The sequence below is a fragment of the Micromonospora sp. C97 genome, assembly GCF_018070385.1.
In the GTDB taxonomy this organism is placed as follows: Bacteria; Actinomycetota; Actinomycetes; order Mycobacteriales; family Micromonosporaceae; genus Micromonospora; species Micromonospora parva.
In genome coordinates, this window is the sequence record NZ_JAGPXU010000018.1 from 85456 (window position 1) to 102630 (window position 17175).

A 17175-nucleotide genomic window follows, 5' to 3' on the forward strand; every position below is an offset into this window, starting at 1 on the left:
CGATGTCGATCCGTCAGGGCAACCGGCGGCGACGCCGCCACAGCAGACCGCCCATCAACGCCACCACCGTCGCGCCGCTGAGCGCGGTCACCGACCAGAGCCACCCCGCGTCGCTACGCGCCGGTCCGCTGGCCGCCGCCGGCCGGGGCGCGCCGGGTGCCGCCAGCGCGGACGGCGCCGCCGACGGGGTGGCGGTCAGCTCGCCGGGCTCGACCAACCGGCCCACCGCGGCGTCGCGGGGCAGCGTGAAGCCCCAGTCCAGCAGGGCGGCACCCTGCTCCCAGCCGCGAGCCGGCGTCGACTCGGCGCCCAGCAGGGTCACCACCAGCCGCCGCCCGCCGCGTTCCGCCGCCCCCACATAGGTGTGCCGGGCCAGGTCGGTGAAGCCGGTCTTGCCGCCGAGCGCCCCCGGGTACCGGTAGATGAGCTGGTTCTCGTTCTGGATCTCGAAGCCCTTGGTACGTTGCGCCGGCTGGGCCGGTATCGACGTCTGCTCGGTCAACGCGTACCGGCGGAAGGTCGGCTGGGCGAAGCAGGCCCTTGCGATCAACGCCAGGTCGTACGCGCTGGTGAACTGCCCCCTGCCGTCCAGCCCGGACGGGGTGACCGCGTGCGTCTGCAACGCGCCGAGGTGGTGCGCCTGCTCGTTCATGGCGCGGACACCGGCGGCGCTGTCCGTCCCGCTGCCCAGTCGGGCCAGCGCGTTGGCGGCCTCGTTGCCGGAGTTCAGCAGCAACCCGAGCCAGATGGTCTCGACGGTGTACCGGCCGCCCGCGACCAGGCCCACGGCCGAGGAGCCGGGTTCGATGTCCATGTCCGCCTCGGTGACGGTGACCAGCTGCTTCGGGTCGAGCTTCGGCAGCATGGTGGCCGCCAGCAGCAGCTTCTGCACGCTCGCCGGCGTGCCGTACTCGTGCGGGCCGCAGCCGCCGAGCACCTGGCCGCTGTCCAGGTCGGCGACCAGCCACGACGTGGCGGTGATCTTCGGCGGCGCGGCGACGCCGGCCGGCACGACCAGGCCGGTCGTGTCGAGCGCCGCGCCGCCGACCATCCGCTGGCCGGGGACGGCAGGCGGCGGCGACGGCCGCGGTGGGCGCGACGCCGCCGGCGCCGGGACCCGGGGGCAGCGCACCGTCGGCGCGGCGGACGCTCCCGCCGTACCGACCGGCACGGGAGCGAGCAGGACGGCGGACGTCGTGGCCGCCAGCAGCGCAGCTCTCATGAGCCGACCCTAGTCACGACGATCGCTGCGCGGGACGGGATGCGGGTCAACCCGCGTCGCCGCGACCGCTCAGATAGTCGTGCAACGCGGCACTGCCGCGCAGCCTGCGCAGGCTGCGGGCGTGCAGCTCCTGCTCACGGCGCGCCAGCTCGGCACGGACCCGCTGCGGACTTCCGGTGGTCCGCAGCTCACCCAGCACCGCCTCGATGATCTCGAACGGGTACGCGCCTCGGCGCAGCAACGCGATGACCTGCGCGGCGCGTAGCTCCGCCTCGTCGTACACCCGGTAGTTGGTGCCCGGGGTGCGGCCCGGCCGCAGCAGCCCGCGCTCCTCCCAGAGCCGCAGCTGCGCGGTGCGGACCCCGACCAGGGCGGCGACCTCGCCGATGCGCGCGCCGTGGCGAGGCGCGGGCCGGGCCGCCGGTGGGCTCGCCAGCACGGTCTCGAAGGCGCCGAGCACGCGGCGGATCTCGGCGCGTTCCCGGTCCAGCTCGGCGTGACCGCCGTCGAGCGCCGCCAGGGCCGCCGGCAGGTCACCGGAGTGCACCGCCGCCATGATCTCCCGGGTACGGGACCAGCCGTGCCCCTCGGCCAACCGCCGCGCCACTGTCAACGCCCGGGCGTGCTCACCGGTGAAGATCCGGTAGCCGCTCGCGGTGCGGCGCACCGGCGGCAGCACCCCCGCCTCGACGTAGTTGCGCACCTGCTGCACCGAGATCCCGACGGTGGCCGCCAGGTCCACGGCGCGCAGCCGATCCTTCGGAGCGACGTCCACGCGAGCCACCGTACCGCTTACGACGTGATTTGAGACTTTCCCGGACGTCCTGCGGCAGTGCACGCTCAATTGTCGGCGAAAGTCTCCACGTGCGGATGAATGAGACAATTGAACCTGCCAGTGCCCGGCGGGAGAAGTCCCGCCACGATTCCGTGAAGGGTTCGAATGTCGCAGCCAGCATGGTCCGCCGCCGACAGCCACGACATGATCGAAGTACGCGGGGCGCGGGAGAACAATCTCGCCGACGTCTCGGTGGACATCCCCAAGCGCCGGTTGACCGTCTTCACCGGCGTCTCCGGATCGGGCAAGTCGTCGCTGGTCTTCGGCACCATCGCCGCCGAGTCCCAGCGCATGATCAACGAGACGTACAGCGCGTTCCTCCAGTCGTTCATGCCGAACCTCAACCGGCCGGACGTCGACTCGCTACGCAACCTCAGCGCGGCCATCGTCGTCGACCAGGAACGGATGGGCGTCAACTCCCGCTCCACCGTCGGCACCGCCACCGACGCGTACGCCATGCTGCGAATCCTCTTCAGCCGGCTCGGCCAGCCGTCCATCGGCGGCGCCGGGGCGTTCAGCTTCAACCTCCCCGAGGGCATGTGCCCCACCTGCGAAGGGTTGGGCCGCGTCTCCGACCTCGACATCAACGAGTTGGTGGACGTCGAGCGCTCCCTCAACGACGGCGCCATCACCGTGCCGAACTTCGCTGTCGACTCCTGGTACTGGCAGACCATCGTCGGCTCCGGCCTGTTCGACCCGGACGTCAAACTGCAGGACTTCACCCCACAACAGTGGGAGGACTTCCTGCACAAGCCGGCCACGAAGATCAAGGTGGGCAGCAACAGCTGGACGTACGAGGGCCTCGCGGTCAAGGTCAAACGGCTCCTGCTCGCCAAGGACCGCGAATCCATGCAACCGCACATCCGCGCCTTCGTCGACCGGGCGGTCACCTTCACCAGCTGCGCCGACTGCGGCGGCACCCGGCTCAACGCGGCGGCCCTGTCGTCGCTGATCGCCGGGCACACCATCGCCGACTGCTCCGCCATGCAGATCAGCGACCTGGTCGCGTTCGTCCGCACCATCGACGACCCGGGCGCCGCGCCGCTCGTCGCCAACCTCCGCGACCTGCTGGACTCCCTCGTCGAGATCGGCCTGGGCTACCTCAGCCTGGACCGTGAGTCGGCGACCCTCTCCGGCGGAGAGGCGCAGCGGGTGAAAATGGTCCGCCATCTCGGCTCCAGCCTCTCCGACGTCACGTACGTCTTCGACGAACCGACAGTCGGCCTGCACCCGCACGACATCGCCCGGATGAACGACCTGCTGCTACGGCTGCGCGACAAGGGCAACACCGTGCTGGTGGTCGAACACAAACCGGAAACCATCGCCATCGCCGATCACGTCGTCGACCTCGGGCCGGGCGCCGGCACCGACGGTGGCCGAATCTGCTTCACCGGCGACGTCCCCGGCCTGCGCCGCTCCGGCACCCTCACCGGGCGGCACCTGGACCACCGGGTACGGGTGCGCGAGACGGTACGCCAACCGACCGGGCGCCTCGCCATCCGAAAGGCCGACCTGCACAACCTGCGCGACGTCGACGTGGACATCCCGCTCGGGGTGCTCACCGTGGTCACCGGCGTTGCCGGCTCCGGCAAGAGCTCACTGATCCACGGGTCGCTACGCGGCCGGTCCGAGGTCGTCATCGTCGACCAGTCCCCGATCCGTGGCTCACGACGCAGCAACCCGGCCACCTACAGCGGGCTGCTCGATCCGATCCGCACCGCCTTCGCCAAGGCCAACGGGGTCAAGGCCGCACTGTTCAGCGCCAACTCCGCGGGCGCCTGCCCGGCCTGCAAAGGCATCGGGCTCATCTACACCGACCTGGCGATGATGGCCGGCGTCGCCAGCATCTGCGAACGCTGCGAGGGGCGACGCTTCACCGACGAGGTGCTCACGTACACGCTGCGCGGCAAGAACATCAGCGAGGTGCTGGCCATGTCCGTCACCGAGGCGTACGCGTTCTTCCCGCATCCCATCCTCAGTCGACTGGTCGACGTCGGGCTGGGCTACCTCAGCCTCGGCCAACCACTGACCACCCTCTCGGGCGGGGAGCGGCAACGCCTCAAGCTCGCCATCCACCTCGCCGAGAACACCACCACGTACGTCCTGGACGAGCCGACCACCGGTCTGCACCTGGCCGACGTGGACCAACTGCTGGCCCTGCTCGACCGCATGGTCGACGCCGGCAACACGGTGATCGTCATCGAGCATCACCAGGCGGTCATGGCCCACGCCGACTGGCTCATCGACCTCGGCCCCGGCGCCGGCCACGACGGTGGCCGCATCGTCTTCACCGGCACACCAGCCGAACTGGTCGCCACCGGCGGCACCCTCACCGCCAGACACCTCCGCGAGTACGTCACCGACCCGGCGGTCAGCTGACGCGGCGCAGCCAGCGCCGCTGCCAGGGGGTCTCCACCGCCTTCGGGTGGTAGCCAGCCCGAACCCACGGCACGGCCCGCTCGACCGGCAAACCGTCGAGGATCGCCAGCGCGGCCAGGGCCGTCCCGGTGCGGCCCACCCCACCGCGACAGGCCACCTCGACGCGTTCACCATCGTGCGCCCGCCGCAGCGCCTCCCGCAGGGCGTCGAGGGCATCGGCGCTGTCGAGCGGTACCCAGAAGTCGGGCCACCGGATCCGCCGGTGCGGCCAGGCCGGCTCCGGACCAGGGGCCAGCAGCACGGCGAAGTCGGCGGGCGAGGTCGCGGCAACGATGCGGCGTCCGCGCACCAACGCCCCACTGGGGAGTACGAGTACGCCTGACTGCTCAGACCACGGCAGCGTCTCAGTCACCCGGACATTGTGCCGCGACGCTCTGACGAATGAGCACAGACAGTGCCGCCCCCGGCCGGTGAGCCGGGGGCGGCACTGGTGTCGGTGTGCAGGTCGCCTCTCGGCGAGTGGCACGACGCGGCTCCAGCCGAACGGTATTCCGCGAAGGCGATATTAGGTGAGGCCCGGGGACACTGAGTCACACCGACACTGTCCTCAACCAGCCGGACCCCCACCTTGTTCCCGCACCCGCCGCGTCCATGCACGCACCACCCGACAGTCCCGCGGACCCCGTCCGACGCCCCCGCCGATCGCCCCGCCGCACGGGCGGCCAGCCGATCCAGCGGCCAGCCGATCCAGCGGCCAGCGGCCAGCGGCCAGCGGCCAGCGGCCAGCGGCCAGCGGCCAGCGGCCAGCGGATCGTGCGGCCAGCGGAGCACGCCGCGAGATCTTGGACAGTTTCCGTTCTGCGCTAACGGAAACTGTCCAAGATCTGGAAACGAACGCCGCTTGATGACGCCATCCGCCTCCGCCGAGGAGCCCTTCAGCGCGGCATCTCCCGTTGCGGCCCGCTGCGGCGGTCGGTGGTCGGCGTCCCGGGGGCGGGCGTCCCGGCGGGCCGGCGGCAACGCAAACGCCGCTGGCCGGCACCCCGGGTTGCGGGTGCCGGCCAGCGGTCGGTGTTCTCACGGTTCTACCGTGCGGTGGTGCGGGTGTGCTGGTGGTCAGCTGTTCCAGTGCTGGGCGACGAGGTCGGTGGCCTGCTGCTCCCACTGGGCGTAGGCGTCCGGGTACGCCGAGACCTGCACGGTCTGCGCGGCCTGGGTCAGCGGCATGTCCTGCCACCCGTCGACCTGCTTGAGGCCCTTGAGGAACGCGGTCGTGGAGTACTCGGGGTCGGTGATCTGCTCCGGCGTACCCCAACCCGAGCTCGGGCGCTGCTGGAACAGGCCCAGCGAGTCATGATCGTTGGCGTCGCCGAGGTGACCGAGGTTCTCCAGCTTGGACTCCTGCAGGCTCGTCGCGATCGAGATGACCGCGGCGCGTTCGGGCAGGCCGGCCTTCTTCGTGGCGGCGATGATCGCCTTGACGTTGGCGCTCTGCTCGTCGTTGAGGGTGATGTGCGACTGGTCGCCCTGCGGCTTCGGCGCCGACTGCACGGCCACCGCAGTGGCGGCGGGCTTGGCGTCCACTACCGGGTTGGCGTGGGCGGCGATCGGGCCGGCGAAGACGCCACCGGCGAACGCGAGACCAGCAACGGACAGCATGCTCTTACGGAAGATCGTGTTCATGGGGGTAGCTCCTTCGGGGGTAGGAACACCCACACGTCGGGGGGACGCACGGGTGTGAGCACCTCGTCCGGCGCTGCACATAACAAGGGGAAAGTCTGGGGGTGACGCCTTCAGGGGCGTCGGTCGGCGACTTCACGGGCGCGGGGCTCATGGCGCCGGGGTCCAGGTGTAACGACCGGAGGGCCGGGGTCATTCCGGGGGTGGCCCATCCCGTCGGCACCCACGGGGAGGCGGTGCCTGCGGTCGATCGTGGGGACCATAACGACCGGGTGGCGGGGGGCATTCCACCCTGCCGGACCTCAGATCCCGCACCCGTGAAGACCGGGCGGCGGGAGGTGCTGCTGCGATCGTCAGGGTGTGTAACGACCCCGGCCCGGCCACGATTCCCGCCTGCGGGTGCGCCCGGCCACCACCCCCAACCCCCCATAACCCGACACACCGCCCACACGACAACGGCCCCACGGCACCGAAGCGGCCCGCACGCCCGTGATCCACTCGGGTTCACGGAAACCGGGGTATCCGGGACGCCGGGACACCCCGACTTCATGAAACCCGAGTCGATCATGGCGGCCCGGCCCACCCACGGCCGGCCTGGCTCCGCATGCCGGCACGGACCGGCGTGCATGCCAGACGGCCGGCCATGGGCCGGCGCAAAGCGCTGGCCACGGGGCTCGGTTCCGTGGCGGGCGGCGTTCGGTGCGGGGTGGGTCAGGTGTCCAGGTAGCGCAGGATGGCGAGGATCCGCCGGCTGTAGCCGGTTGTGTGGGCCAGGTCGAGTTTGTCGAAGATGGCGTTGACGTGCTTCTCGACCGCGCTCTGCGACACGTGCAGCCGTTGGGCGATGGCGAGGTTGGTGTGCCCCTGGGCCATCTCGTGCAGCACATCCCGTTCCCGGGGGGTGAGCCGACCGAGCGGTTCGGGCCGCTCCGAGCCGGCCACCACCTGACGGACCACCTCCGGGTCGAGGGCGGTGCCGCCGGCGGCGACCCGGTCGAGTGCGTCGAGGAAGTCGTCCACCTGGGCGACCCGGTCCTTGAGCAGGTAGCCGACCCCCTCGGGGCGATCCGCGAGCAGCCGCCCGGCGTACCGCCGCTCCACGTACTGGGAGAGCACGAGGACGCCGGTGTCGGGCCACCGGCGACGGATCTCCAGTGCGGCCCGCAGCCCGTCATCGGTGTGGGTGGGTGGCATCCGGACATCGGTGACGACCACGTCGGGACGGGACCGTTCGACCGCCTCGACCAGGTGGGCGGCGGTCCCGACCGCCGCGAGCACCTCGTGGTCCTCGTCGGCGAGCAGCCGGGTCAGACCCTCCCGGAGCAGCGTCGAGTCTTCGGCGAGGACTAGTCGCACGGCAACTCCGTCAGCACCGTCGTCGGACCGCCGGCCGGGCTGGTGACCGTCAGCCGGCCGTCCAGCGCGGCGACCCGCCGCACCAGCCCGGACAATCCGCGCCCGGTCGGGTCGGCGCCGCCGACGCCGTCGTCGTGCACGCGCATCCGGATCCACCCATCCTGTACGCCGATCTCGACGGTGACCAGGTTAGCGGCGGCGTGTTTCGCGGCGTTGGTGAGCGCCTCGCAGGCCACGAAGTACAGCACCGTCTCAGTCTGCCGCTGGGGGCGGACGGGTAGCTCGTACCGGATCCGCACCGGGACCTCTGAGCCGCGGGTGACGATGGTCAGCACCTCGCCCAGATCGCCACCGTCGAGCGCCGACGGGTAGACGCGCCACGCCACCTGGCGCAACTCCTCGATGGCGCGCTGCACGTCCTCGTGCGCCTGGAGGAGCAGTGCGTGTGTGCGGTCGGTGTCGCGGGTACGCCGGGCGCGGCCGAGCAGCATGCCGAGGGCGACCAGCCGCTGTTGGAGGCCGTCGTGCAGGTCGCGTTCGATGCGCTGCCGTTCGGCGTCGACGGCGGAGATGACCCCGGCCCGGCTGGTGGTCAGCTCGTGGACCCGCCGGGTCAGCTCCGCTCGGCTTCCCGGGCCGAGCAGTCGGTGGGCCAGCCGGACGTCCAGTGCGGCGATGCTGGCGACGGCCTGACCGTTGAGCAGTAGCAACACCGCCCCGACGGCGATCTGGGACACGGCGTCGAGGACTGTCAGCTCTCCGCGCACCGCCGCGGTCAGCACGATCCCGGCGAGCACCACGCCGACGCCGAGCACTGCGTACGCCAGCAGGCCGAGCGTGCCGGGAAGCAGTCGGGCGGCCAGGTAGCCGACCTGGCGACGGATCGCCACGGCGTTCGGCGCGGGCAGATCCGCCGCGGCGAGCAGCCCGACGAGGCGGCGATGTTCCATCCGCACCAGCCATCCCGCGTACCTGCTGGTCAGGCCGGTGATCCGACGGCCGGCGGCCGGCGCGAACGCGCACCCGGTGAACGCGACGGCCGCGACGACGAGGAAGACGAACTCGACGGCGGCCGTCGCGGTTCCGGCGGCGACGCCGACCGGCAGTCGAAGCCACCACCTGCCGGTTCGCTGTTGCGCCGCCATCTCATCCGCCTTTCGGGCCGAGCCGGTTCCGCACGGTCCGCGTCACCTGCCGCGCCCGCGAAGTGCCCCGGCTGGCGCATCAGGGCAGCCGAGCGAAGGCAAGGAGCAGAGACACCAGTGGCGCTGACTAGCGCTCGTCGGAGGCCCACGATCCGCTGCGGTAGAGCGTGCCGCGACCACCCGGGTCGGGCACCCCGTTCAGTGCGCTCTGCTCGGGTTCGGTCGGCTCGGGGTTGCGGGCGGCGCGGCGGGCCTTCAACACGCGGGACCCGACGAACCAGGCCGCCGCCGCCACGCAGACCACGATCACCACTTTCTGGAGCGTGCCGACGTAGCCCTCGACGAGGTGCCAGTTGTCGCCGAGCAGGTAGCCGGCGAGCACGAAGGTGGTGTTCCAGATCAGGCTGCCCAGGGTGGTGTAGAGCAGGAATGTGCTCACCGGCATCCGCTCCACGCCGGCCGGAATGGAGATCAGGCTCCGGAAGATCGGGATCATCCGGCCGAAGAAGACGGCCTTCACGCCGTGCCGCAGGAACCACGCCTCGGTCCGGTCCACGTCGCTGAGCTTCACCAGGGGAAGCCGGGCCACGATGGCGCGCATGCGATCGCGTCCCAGCGCCGCGCCGATCAGGTAGAGCGCGAGCGCGCCCAGCACCGAGCCCAGCGTGGTCCAGAAAATCGCACCGAAGAGGCTCATCCGGCCCTGCGCGGCGACGAACCCGGCCAGCGGCAGGATCACCTCACTGGGGATCGGCGGGAAGAGGTTCTCCAACGCCACCGCCAGGCCGGCACCGGGCCCGCCGAGTCGTTCCACCAGGTCAGTGACGTAGCCGACGATCCCGTCCTGCGGTGGTTCCGCTGCGGCGGCGGGGGTTCCGGTGGCGAACACGGCGTGGGACGTTCGAATCATGCGCCCACGTTACGAAGTCATCCTGAGAACCGACCATGAGGCCGACCGCCCGGCTGCGCGGGGCGACCACACCGGTGGGGGTGTGGAAAGCCGCACCCCGTTACGGCTCGCGGTGGTGCAGCCGCTGTGCGTACCCCTGGATGTCGCGGCAAACGCGCGGGCGCACGCCGCCGCGGTCCGCGCGGCGGGTGCCCGGTTGGTGGTCTTTCCGGAGCTGTCGCTGACCGGGTACGAGTTGGACGCGCCGGTCGTGTCGGTCGACGACCCGCTGTTGACGCCACTGGTCGAGGCGTGCGCCGAGACGAACGCGCTGGCCCTGGTCGGTGCGCCGGTCGCGGGCGAGCACATCGCGATGCTGGCGGTGACCGGCGGCGGTGCGACGGTGGCGTACCGGAAGATGTGGCTGGGGGACGCGGAAGCCCGCCGGTTCCGGCCCGGCGGTGCGCCGGCCGTGCTCGATGTGGACGGTTGGCGGGTGGGTTTGGCGATCTGCAAGGACACCGGCGTGGTCGCGCACGCGGCGCGGACCGCGGCGCTCGGGATCGACGTGTACGCGGGGGGCGTCCTGGAGTCCGCCCGCGACGCCGCCGTGACGGACCAGCGGGCGCACCGGATCGCCACCGCGCACCGGGTCTGGGTGGCGGTGGCGAGCTTCGCCGGGTCGACCGGCGGCGGTTTCCGTGAGGCGGCCGGGCGCTCGGGCGTCTGGACGCCGGACGGCAGGGTCTTCGCCCGCGCGGGCACCGACCCGGGCGGGTCGGTCAGCGTCAGCATCGGCTGACCAATGTGTTTGCGCACCGGCGATGACCTTGTAATGCTTCGGGAATGACCGCCTTCCCGGGTACCTTCGCCGATGATGTCGTCGGCCAGTCAGCGCAGACGCAGTTCGAGGCGTTCATCGACGAGCACCGCAGGGCGCTCAACGGCTGTCTGGACGGGTTGACCGAGGAGCAGGCGCGCCGCTCGTTGGTGGCGTCCCGGACCACGTTGCTGGGCCTGGTCAAGCACGCCGCGTTCGTGGAGAAGGTCTGGTTCGACGAGGCCGTCACGTGTCGACCCCGCTCGGAGATCGGCATCCCCGCCACGCCGGACGAGTCGTTCATCCTCGATGACGGCGACACGATCGCCAGCATCCAGCGCGCGCACCGGGAAGCCTGCGAAGCCTCCCGCCGGGCCACGTCCGGCCTGGGCCTCGACGACGTGCTTCGCGGCAACCGCCGTGGCCCGTTGCCGCTGCGCTGGGTGTACCTGCACGTGCTGCGGGAGCTGGCGCAGCACTGCGGGCACGCGGAGATCCTGCGTGAGCAGATCGTGAACGCCGAATAGCCTCGACGCATGCCCGAGTTGGTCGCACCGACCGTCCGCCTGCACGCCCCCTGGTTGGCGGCCCACGACGAGTGGGGTCCTGGCCCGCACGAGGACGGGTTCGGGCTGCGGTCGACAGATGAGGTGCGCTCGCCGGAGGGTTTCGCGGCCTGGGTGACCCGGCTGGCCGACCAGTCCGACCCGGGGAAACGGCCGGACGCCGGCCCGGTGTGCACGTACCGGTGGATCGTCGAGGAAGACCGGGTGCTCGGCGGGATCGCGCTTCGCCACCGGCCCGACGACCGCCTGTTGCGGGTCGCGGGCCACATCGGTTACGGCATCCGGCCGTCCGCGCGTCGGCGTGGGCTGGCGACGTGGGCACTGGGCCGGATGCTCGGTACGGCCCGGGCCCTCGGGCTGGGTCGGGTGCTGCTGGTCTGCGCGGCGGACAACGTCGCGTCGGCGGCGACGATCGAGCACCACGGCGGCGTCCCCGAGGAGATCCGGGACACCGAACCCGGTTCCGCACGGCGGTACTGGATCACGCTCTAGCCCACCGGCCGTTGTCGCCGAAACGCCGCAGCGTCCAGCGGGCCGGTGGCCACCCGCCGGGGTCGTGGTCGGTGGTCCACTCGGTGATCGAGGCCGGGGGCACGTCCAGGTCGAACGCCCGGAAGACCGGCTGCGCGCCGAGCGCGTGGAACGCGCCCTCGACGGTCTCGCTGTGGCCGACCAGAACCACTGTGGAGCCCCGGTGCCGGTGGGCGATCTCCATGATCGCGCGGCTGACGCGGACCACCAGTTCGGCCCAGCTCTCGTTGCCCTCCTCGAACGGACGGAACACGCCGCCGCCCGCCACCGCGTGGTCGGTGCGGAAGAGGGCGGTCGGCAGGCCGTCGGCGTACGGGGGTGTGTGCCAGGTGCAGAGACCACAGTCGGCCACGGGCCGGACGCCGAACGCCGCACCGATCGGCTGCGCGGTCTCGACGGCCCTGCGCAGCACCGACGAGTAGACCGCCACCGGCCCGTCGGCGGCGACCTCACCGGTGAGCCGGTTGGCCAGGTGGTGTGCCTGCTCGTGGCCGAGGGCGGTGAGGCCCCGACAACCACGCGGCCCACCGACGATTCCTTCGAGCTGGTGGACCGACTCGCCGTGTCGCACGAAGATCAGACGTGTCCGCATCGGGACATCATGCCAGCGGTATCGACGGAGGTATCAGTCGTCCGTACGGCCGAAGGAGGAGCCGCCCGCCTGGGTGAGCAGAGCGTCCAGCTTCGCGCCCGTCTGCGCTGGTAGGCGGTCTCGTCGTACCAACTCGGCGATGCGGTCCCGCAGGTCGTCGACGCGCTTGGCGCGGTCCCTGCTATTGCGGCGGTTGAGGTCAGCGAGGTCGTCGCGCAGGTCTTCGGCGGTCTTCGGGTCGACGTCGCCGCGGGCGACGGCGGTGGCGAGGACGGCGGCGAACTCGCTGGTCACCTCCCGGAAGCTGACCGGTATCTGCTGCCCGCCCGTCGGCGGTGCGGTGCTGGCGGGGGGCACGGACGGCGTGGACGGTGCGGCCGGCGTCGGCGACTGCGTCGTGGGCGCGGGGGCCGGCGCGGAGGTCGAGGGCGCCTCGGCGATCTCTGCCGGGTCGGGTGTGCCCGGGTTGTCGAACGGATTCTGCGCGAACAGGGCGCCGACGCCGACCAGCACGGCCAGCACGGCCGCGACGAGCGCGGCGAGGGGCCGACGCTGTCGACGTCGGGCCGGCACGGCGGGAGCCGGGACGGGGCGCGCCAGAACCGACCGGTCGATCAGGGTTGGCGGGTGGGCGGCCGGCCGGACGCGCAGCAGCTCGGTGGGCGGCTCGACCGGCTGACCGGCGCCGAAGCGGCGGGCCAGCTGCGCGGCGCTCGGCCGGTCGGCCGGGTTGGCGGCCAGGCAGGCGACGGTCAGCTGGGCGATGTCGGCGGGGAGGCCGGGCACCCGCAGCGGCGGCACCGGGGTGCCCCGCCGGTGCACCTCCAGGGCGTCTTCCCAGCTCTGCACGGGCAGTGGCGCCTGCCCGGTGAGGGTGCGGTAGAGCAGCGCGCCGACGGCGTACACGTCGCTCGCCGGGTCGGGTGGGCCGGCGGTGAGCCGTTCCGGGGCGAAGTAGGCGGGGGTGCCCATCACCGGTTCGCCGGACTGGCTGTCGAGGCCGCCGAGCGCGGCGATGCCGAAGTCGAGCACCTTGGCGCCGGTGTCGGTGAGCATGACGTTGCCGGGCTTGACGTCGCGGTGCACGACGCCGATGCGGTGCGCGGCGGCCAGCGCGGCGGCGATCTGCCCGGCCATCCGGACCGCCTCCGGCCAGGGCATCGGCCCGGACCGTAGCCGGTCAGCCAGGTTGTGACCGTCGACCAGTTCCATCACCAGGTACGGCACGACGACGCCGTCGGCCAGGGTCGCCTCGGCGTAGTCGTACACCTGGGTGACGTGGGGGTGGGTCAGCCGGGCGGCCGCGCGGGCCTCGCGTTGGATGGTGGCCCGCAGCTGCGGGTCGGTGGCGAACTGCCCGGCGAGCACCTTGATCGCCACCGGCCGCCCGAGCACCTCGTCGTCGCCGCGCCACACCTCGGACATGCCACCGAGACCGATCCGCTCGTGCAGCACGTAGCGGTCGTGGAGGCGGAGGGTGGGCCGGAGCGGAGACATGGCTTCCCCAGTCTGCCTGGCAACGCCGCTGTCGACCACTCTGCGTGCCCGAACCCGTACTGATCGTCCCGTGCGTACCGGAATGGGGTTGGTTCGGGTCAGGAGCAGCGCGGGGTGCCCGGCAGCGGTCGCGGTTGGATGCGGTCGGCGAGCCGGCGCAGGGCGAGGGCGGTGGCCACCCGGGTCGGCGCGAGCAGTGCCCGGCGGGGGTGTTCGACCTGGACCGGGGCGTCCGGTCGGGCCGAGTTGACGTGCCGGTTCATGGCGTCGAGCGCGGTGACGTATCCGGTGGGCAGTTCCATGGTCAACTCCTCGGGACAGGTCCGGTGGAGTCCCGGACGACGAGTGCGGTGGGCAGCAACACGTGACCGGCCGCGGGGTCCGCGGGCGGGTCGAGCAGGAGTTCGGCGGCGATCCGGCCCTTCTCCTCGGCCGGTTGCCGGACGGTGGTGAGACCGGCCGCGGCGGCCTCGGGGACGTCGTCGAAGCCGGTCACCGAGACGGTTGGACGATCATGGGCCGGCCGCGCGGCCAGGGCGTCCAGCACACCGAGCGCGAGGACGTCGGAGCCGGCCAGCACGGCGGTCGGCGGTGCGGGTTGGTCGAAGAGTTCGGCGATGGCCGCCGCCGCCGCTTTGCGGCTGTTGCCGGGCGCGTTGACGACTGTCAACTCCGCCCAGCCGACGCCGACCTCGGCGAAGGCGTCGGCGAACCCGGCGAGCCGGCCCCGGGTGGTCGGATGCGGCACCTGGTCGACCCCGGCCACGGTGAGCGGGCCGGCCGGCGCGTCGGGCAGCACGGAGTCGGCGAGCAACGCCACCCGACGGTGCCCGAGCCCGGCGACGTGCGCGGCGGCACTGCGCGCGGCGGCCCGCTCGTCGATGCCGACGTACCGTTCGTCGGCGCCGGCGTTGTCGCGGGGCGCCGTGCTGACGTACGGCAGCCCGCGGTGACGGATGACGTCCAACGCCCATTCCTCGTCGGCGACGCAGTAGACGCAGAACCCGTCGACGGCGGCGTTCTCCACCGCCCGCCGGGCGTCGGTCACCGCCGGCGGCAGCGGCACCAGCAGCATGCTCGTGCCGTGCCGCTCGGCCGCCGCGCCGACACCGGCGAGGAAGCGGACCGCGAACGGGTCGGTGAAGGCGTACGACAGTTGCGAGGTGAACAGCACCCCGATCGACCCGACGAAGCCTCGACGCAGGGAGCGCGCGGTGGGGTTGGGGCCGGGGTAGCCGAGTTGCCGGGCGGCGTCCAGGATCCGCTCGCGCAGGGCGGCGGAGAGCTGGTCGGGGCGGCTGTAGGCGTTGGACACGGTGCTGCGGGAGACGCCGACGGCGTCGGCCACGGCTTGCAGTGTTGGCTTCACCGGCACCTCTCTGTATCGATCCAGTCTGTATCGATACAGAGACTAGCCCGACCGGTCGGCGTCGGTCAATACGTGAACTGAGGGACCCCGCCCGCGGGGCCGGCGCGGCGGAGGATCAGACGGGGTACGTGTCGTCCAGCAGCCGGTCGAGGATCTCCGCCGTACGCTCCGGCGGCTCGGCCTCGACACAGAGCCGTTCCATCGCCACCGCGTAGTAATCCAGGTCGTCGCGCTTGTCGAGGTAGATGGCGCTGGTGAGCTGTTCGATGTAGACGATGTCGGGCAGCTCCTGGTCGCCGAAGCGCAGGATGGTGAAGGCGCCCCCGGCGGCGGCGTGACCGCCGGCGGCGAACGGGATCACCTGGAGTCGGATGTGGGGCGACTTGGTCGCCTCGATGAGCGCGGTCAGCTGACCGCGCATGACCTCGGTGCCACCGATGGGCCGGCGCAGCGCCGCCTCGTCCACCACGGCCCAGAGCTGCGGCGGATTCTCCCGGTGCAGCAGCTGCTGACGCTGCATCCGCAACGCGACGCGCCTGTCGATCTCGCCGGGACCGGCCGTCCCGTGCCCCAGCAGCACCACCGCCCGGGCGTATTCCGGGGTCTGCAACAGGCCGGGCACGAACTGCACCTCGTAGCTACGGATCAGCGCGGCGGCGGCCTCCAGGCCCAGGTACGACTGGAACCAGGACGGCAACACGTCGCCGTAGCGGTGCCACCAGCCGGGGCTGTTCGCGTCCCGCGCGAGCTTGAGCAGGGCGTCGCGCTCGTGCTCGTCGGTGACGCCGTAGAGCGTCAACAGGTCGGCGACGTCGCGCTCCTTGAAGCCGACCCGGCCCAGCTCCATCCGGCTGATCTTGGATTCGGAGGAGCGGATCTCCCAACCGGCGCCCTCCCGGGTCACCCCGCTGGACTCCCGGAGGCGGCGCAGTTGGGCGCCGAGCAGCATGCGCAGCACGGTCGGCCCGGTTGTCGGGCCACCCTCGGCGGGAACCATCGTCACGTGCGGACCTCCGGACACCGACCCACGGCGGCCGGGCGCCCCGGCCCGGCCGACGTGTAAGCATGCCATGGACCGACAGTGAGATGAACTCCTCCACGTCGGTGAATAAGTCCCGTCGCCGGGACAACCGACGGTCAGTTGATCAGGTGGTCGAAGTCACCGTCCCGCGCGCCGAGAACGAAGGCGGCGATCTCGTCCACTGTGTAGATCAGGGCCGGCCCCTCCGGGTGTCGTGAGTTGCGGACCGCTATGCCCGCTCCCCCGGGCAGCTCGGCGAGTTCGACGCAGTTGCCGCTGGGATTGCTGCGGCGGCTCTTCTGCCAGCTCAGCGGGGGCAACTGAGGGATCGGTACGCCATTGGGTGGCTGATGCATGGAGGCGTCTTTCTGTTACGAGCCCGCCGGTGGCCGTGGGAGGAGCGGTAACGGCGAGGGGGTGCGGTATCGACATTGGACGGTTCTGCACGTGCATCTGCTATTGCATCTGCATCCGACGGCGAGCATGATAACGCACATGATCGGTGCCCATCCGTTCACTTTGTGTTACCCCCACACGGGCAACGATCAGGCAAAACTGGGCCCGACGCGGCGCGCCGCGTCAACCGAAGGCTGGAGGCGGTCGCGGCGATGGGAGGGTTCGTGCCGGATCCGATGAGTGTCGCCTCCGGCGTCTGCGCGGCCGGCGCGCTGCTCTCCTCCTGGCAACTACGCCGCCGGGCGGTGCGCGCCGAGGCCGAGATCAGCCACCTCCAGGCCGAGCTGGCCGCCGAGCGGCACGCCGCCAGCCACGACCCGCTCACCGGGCTGCCCAACCGACGCGCCTTCTACCGCCTGGCGGCCGCCCTGCTCACCGACGCCGCCGGCCAGCCGCTGATCGCCGTGGTGCTCGACCTGGACGACTTCAAGCAGATCAACGACCGGTACGGGCACGCCGCCGGCGACCAGGTGCTGATCAGTGTGGCCGAGCGGCTCGCCGGCTTCGCCGGGGACAACCTCGTGGCCCGCCTCGGCGGCGACGAGTTCGCCGGTCTGCTCTCCAGCCCCACCGTCGACCGCCGCTGGATCGAGCACTCGACCCGCCGGCTCAGCGAGACCGTCGCCGCGCCGATCCGGCTGAGCGGGTGCAGCGTCCGGGTCACCGCCTCCGTCGGGCTGGCCCCGGTGACCGGCCCGGCCCAGCTCACCGACGCGCTCAGCCGCGCCGACGCGGCCATGTACCAGGCCAAGAGCCTCGGGGGCGCCCGGTCGCCCCGCCAACTGGTCGACAGCGCGTTCCTCACCGAGCGCTGACC

The 17175-nt window shown here is 72.0% G+C and carries 18 protein-coding genes; 5 read left to right on the forward strand and 13 right to left on the reverse strand.

Annotation, left to right across the window (positions count from 1 at the left end):
- Positions 1–13: 13 nt before the first annotated feature.
- Together KBX26_RS22080 and KBX26_RS22085 are read right to left on the reverse strand one after the other, a co-directional pair.
- Complete coding sequence (locus KBX26_RS22080; protein ID WP_210866323.1) at positions 14–1222, reverse strand: D-alanyl-D-alanine carboxypeptidase family protein; 1209 nt, start codon at positions 1220–1222, stop codon at positions 14–16.
- A gap of 46 nt (positions 1223–1268) precedes the next feature.
- Complete coding sequence (locus KBX26_RS22085; protein WP_210866324.1) at positions 1269–1997, reverse strand: MerR family transcriptional regulator; 729 nt, start codon at positions 1995–1997, stop codon at positions 1269–1271.
- Between the two features lie 165 nt (positions 1998–2162).
- Here KBX26_RS22085 and KBX26_RS22090 point away from each other — a divergent pair, with 165 nt between their 5' ends.
- The gene (locus tag KBX26_RS22090) at positions 2163–4436 is read left to right on the forward strand and encodes an excinuclease ABC subunit UvrA (RefSeq protein WP_210866325.1); all 2274 of its coding nucleotides are present in this window, start codon (positions 2163–2165) and stop codon (positions 4434–4436) included.
- On the opposite strand, the gene KBX26_RS22095 is transcribed toward KBX26_RS22090, so the two are convergent.
- The 5 genes from KBX26_RS22095 to KBX26_RS22115 all read right to left on the reverse strand — a co-directional run bounded on the left by KBX26_RS22095 (position 4429) and on the right by KBX26_RS22115 (position 9527).
- Entirely contained in the window at positions 4429–4848 is a 420-nt protein-coding gene (locus KBX26_RS22095) for a protein-tyrosine phosphatase family protein (protein WP_307857882.1), read from the reverse strand. The two genes, KBX26_RS22090 and KBX26_RS22095, sit on opposite strands and share 8 nt — an antisense overlap.
- Before the next feature lie 704 nt (positions 4849–5552).
- Entirely contained in the window at positions 5553–6119 is a 567-nt protein-coding gene (locus KBX26_RS22100; protein WP_210866326.1) for a hypothetical protein, read from the reverse strand.
- Between the two features lie 708 nt (positions 6120–6827).
- Positions 6828–7472: a response regulator transcription factor gene (locus tag KBX26_RS22105; RefSeq protein WP_030336424.1), complete on the reverse strand. Its 645-nt coding sequence runs from the start codon at positions 7470–7472 to the stop codon at positions 6828–6830.
- Positions 7463–8617 carry a sensor histidine kinase gene (locus KBX26_RS22110; protein ID WP_210866327.1) on the reverse strand — a complete coding sequence of 385 codons (1155 nt, stop codon included), beginning with the start codon at positions 8615–8617 and terminating at the stop codon, positions 7463–7465. The genes KBX26_RS22105 and KBX26_RS22110 overlap by 10 nt, the downstream gene beginning before the upstream one ends.
- Before the next feature lie 127 nt (positions 8618–8744).
- Positions 8745–9527 carry a DedA family protein gene (locus tag KBX26_RS22115; protein ID WP_210866328.1) on the reverse strand — a complete coding sequence of 261 codons (783 nt, stop codon included), beginning with the start codon at positions 9525–9527 and terminating at the stop codon, positions 8745–8747.
- Between the two features lie 82 nt (positions 9528–9609).
- Between KBX26_RS22115 and KBX26_RS22120 the strand changes: the two genes are divergently transcribed.
- From KBX26_RS22120 to KBX26_RS22130, 3 genes are read left to right on the forward strand one after another with little or no spacing between them, the layout of a single operon-like run.
- Entirely contained in the window at positions 9610–10308 is a 699-nt protein-coding gene (locus KBX26_RS22120; RefSeq protein WP_030336419.1) for a carbon-nitrogen hydrolase family protein, read from the forward strand.
- Between the two features lie 44 nt (positions 10309–10352).
- Complete coding sequence (locus KBX26_RS22125; RefSeq protein ID WP_030336417.1) at positions 10353–10853, forward strand: DinB family protein; 501 nt, start codon at positions 10353–10355, stop codon at positions 10851–10853.
- 9 nt (positions 10854–10862) lie between these two features.
- A complete protein-coding gene (locus KBX26_RS22130) occupies positions 10863–11384 on the forward strand; it encodes a GNAT family N-acetyltransferase (protein WP_210866330.1) in 522 nt (173 codons plus the stop codon).
- Here the strand turns inward: KBX26_RS22130 and KBX26_RS22135 are convergent.
- The 6 genes from KBX26_RS22135 to KBX26_RS22160 all read right to left on the reverse strand — a co-directional run bounded on the left by KBX26_RS22135 (position 11374) and on the right by KBX26_RS22160 (position 16258).
- Entirely contained in the window at positions 11374–12015 is a 642-nt protein-coding gene (locus KBX26_RS22135) for a histidine phosphatase family protein (RefSeq protein WP_030336412.1), read from the reverse strand. The two genes, KBX26_RS22130 and KBX26_RS22135, sit on opposite strands and share 11 nt — an antisense overlap.
- Positions 12016–12048: 33 nt before the next feature.
- Positions 12049–13512: a serine/threonine-protein kinase gene (locus tag KBX26_RS22140; RefSeq protein WP_210866331.1), complete on the reverse strand. Its 1464-nt coding sequence runs from the start codon at positions 13510–13512 to the stop codon at positions 12049–12051.
- Positions 13513–13610: 98 nt separating this feature from the next.
- Entirely contained in the window at positions 13611–13814 is a 204-nt protein-coding gene (locus KBX26_RS22145) for a hypothetical protein (RefSeq protein ID WP_030336406.1), read from the reverse strand.
- A 2-nt stretch (positions 13815–13816) separates the two neighbouring features.
- On the reverse strand, positions 13817–14860 hold the full coding sequence (locus tag KBX26_RS22150; RefSeq protein WP_245233739.1) for a substrate-binding domain-containing protein: 1044 nt from the start codon (positions 14858–14860) through the stop codon (positions 13817–13819).
- A gap of 136 nt (positions 14861–14996) precedes the next feature.
- Positions 14997–15884, reverse strand: coding sequence for a helix-turn-helix transcriptional regulator (locus KBX26_RS22155; protein ID WP_156057894.1), 888 nt, complete (start codon positions 15882–15884; stop codon positions 14997–14999).
- Between the two features lie 134 nt (positions 15885–16018).
- On the reverse strand, positions 16019–16258 hold the full coding sequence (locus KBX26_RS22160; protein WP_030336398.1) for a DUF397 domain-containing protein: 240 nt from the start codon (positions 16256–16258) through the stop codon (positions 16019–16021).
- Positions 16259–16522: 264 nt separating this feature from the next.
- Between KBX26_RS22160 and KBX26_RS22165 the strand changes: the two genes are divergently transcribed.
- Positions 16523–17173 (forward strand): GGDEF domain-containing protein, encoded by a 651-nt coding sequence (locus KBX26_RS22165; RefSeq protein ID WP_030336395.1) that lies wholly within the window; start codon positions 16523–16525, stop codon positions 17171–17173.
- Positions 17174–17175 lie beyond the last annotated feature (2 nt).